General features: G+C 68.5%; 2 protein-coding genes and 1 pseudogene. 2 read left to right on the forward strand and 1 reads right to left on the reverse strand.

From position 1 onward, the window contains the following. Positions 1-324 (reverse strand): annotated as a pseudogene (locus ACIQU6_RS44725) (hypothetical protein); the annotation flags it as partial. Positions 325-526: 202 nt separating this feature from the next. On the opposite strand from ACIQU6_RS44725, the gene ACIQU6_RS44730 reads away from it, so the two are divergent. Together ACIQU6_RS44730 and ACIQU6_RS44735 are read left to right on the forward strand one after the other, a co-directional pair. Further along, positions 527-1,102 carry a tyrosine-type recombinase/integrase gene (locus ACIQU6_RS44730; protein WP_403488484.1) on the forward strand — a complete coding sequence of 192 codons (576 nt, stop codon included), beginning with the start codon at positions 527-529 and terminating at the stop codon, positions 1,100-1,102. Further along, complete coding sequence (locus tag ACIQU6_RS44735; RefSeq protein ID WP_403488485.1) at positions 1,002-1,487, forward strand: hypothetical protein; 486 nt, start codon at positions 1,002-1,004, stop codon at positions 1,485-1,487. The genes ACIQU6_RS44730 and ACIQU6_RS44735 overlap by 101 nt, the downstream gene beginning before the upstream one ends. The last annotated feature ends 161 nt before the right edge of the window (positions 1,488-1,648 follow it).

Below are 1,648 nucleotides of genomic sequence, written 5' to 3' on the forward strand. Positions count from 1 at the left end.
CGAGCCTGATGAGTCATCACAACCCAGACAACTCATAGAAACCACTCCATGTCCCCAACCGTGAGCAAGATCATCAATCGTGGGGCGACCCGTAAAGCCCGCTCCGTAGGAGGACGTGCCCTCCACGCCGATGGCGGCGATGGTTCCGTGGGCCTGCAAGAAGGCGATCGCGGCAGTGTACCCGGCGGCTCTCGTGGGGAATTCGGCGTCGGCGAGGTGCCCTCCCCGGTCGGTGACCACGGCGACGTGGATGGTGCCGGAGTGGGAGTCCACCCCGCCGACAACTACCTGGTCCGGAACGTCTGTAGAGACCGTGTCTGTCATCCTGGAGGAGCCTTCCTTGCCGAAGGTAGCTCCGGTCGGTCAGCCATGGTGCGGAACACCGCCGAGTGTGACAGCGTCTGGTCGGCGAAGGCCCTGGTGACCGCGGTCCGTTCGTTGCTTCGCTACCTGCACGTGGACGGACGGATCCCGGCTCCACTGACCGCAACGGATCCCGGCTCCACTGACCGCAGCGGTCCCCGCGGTGGCGGGCTGGCGGTTGGATTCCCTGCCCCGCGGCCTGACGCCGCAGCAGGTCGCCGCGCTGCTGTCCGCGCCGGACCTGCGGACCGCGGCGGGACGGCGAGACCGAGCGATTCTGGTGATGCTCGCCCGCCTGGGACTGCGCGGTGCGGAAGCCGCCGCCATCCAACTGTCCGATATCGACTGGCATGCGGGAGAGATCGCCGTGCGAGGCAAGGGATCCTGCACAGAGCGGCTGCCGCTGCCAACCGAGGTCGGCGAGTCTGTGGCCGGCTACCTGACCAACAGCCGCCCTCGCTGCTCGGCGACAGCTGTGTTCGTCACCTCTCGGGCCCCCTACCAGGCACTGACGGGGACCTGTATACGGGCGATCATGGGGCGGGCTTGCGACCGGGCCGGGCTGCCACGGGGACCCTCACACGGAGAACCCGGCCCCGATCAGCCAGCACCACCGCATCGCCCTGATCCGCAAGATCATGACCAGCGACGATCTCCCGCTCATGGAACGGATCGCGGCTGCCCTGATCCTCCTCTATGCCCAGCCCGTCCGTCGGCTCATCCGACTCACCGTCCATGACGTCCAGCACGACGGCGATCAGGTCGCGCTCCTCCTCGGCGACCCGCCCACACCGGTTCCCGAGCCCTTCGCCAAGCTACTACTCGGCTACATACACGACGGACGCCCGAACCGGCCAGGCGGCACTCTCCCCACCAGCGACTGGCTCTTCCCCGGACGCCGGGCCGGGCAGCCCATGGACCCCGCCACCCTCGGCAAGCGACTCACCGCCGCGGGCGTCCCTACCCTCAACGGCCGGACCGCCACCCTGCGGCAACTTGTCCTACAGGCTCCGCCGTCGGTCGTCGCGGGGATGCTCGGCTACCACGCAGTCCATACCGAGGCCGTCGCCGCCCAAGCCGGAGGCACCTGGAAGAAGTACGCCCCCGGTGACCACACTCGGTGATCTCACAGGCCGTCAGCTACTGGAACACCGACCACTCGATCACAGACTCCTACCGATACCGGACCCCAACTGCGCGAGGTGGCGCCCGGGCAGCCGTTGCCTCCGGTGGTGGCCTACCCCCACCACGCCTCGCACGCGGCGTCGGCGTTCTTCCCAAGCCC

The organism is Streptomyces sp. NPDC090442 (genome assembly GCF_044769405.1).
GTDB lineage: Bacteria > Actinomycetota > Actinomycetes > Streptomycetales > Streptomycetaceae > Streptomyces.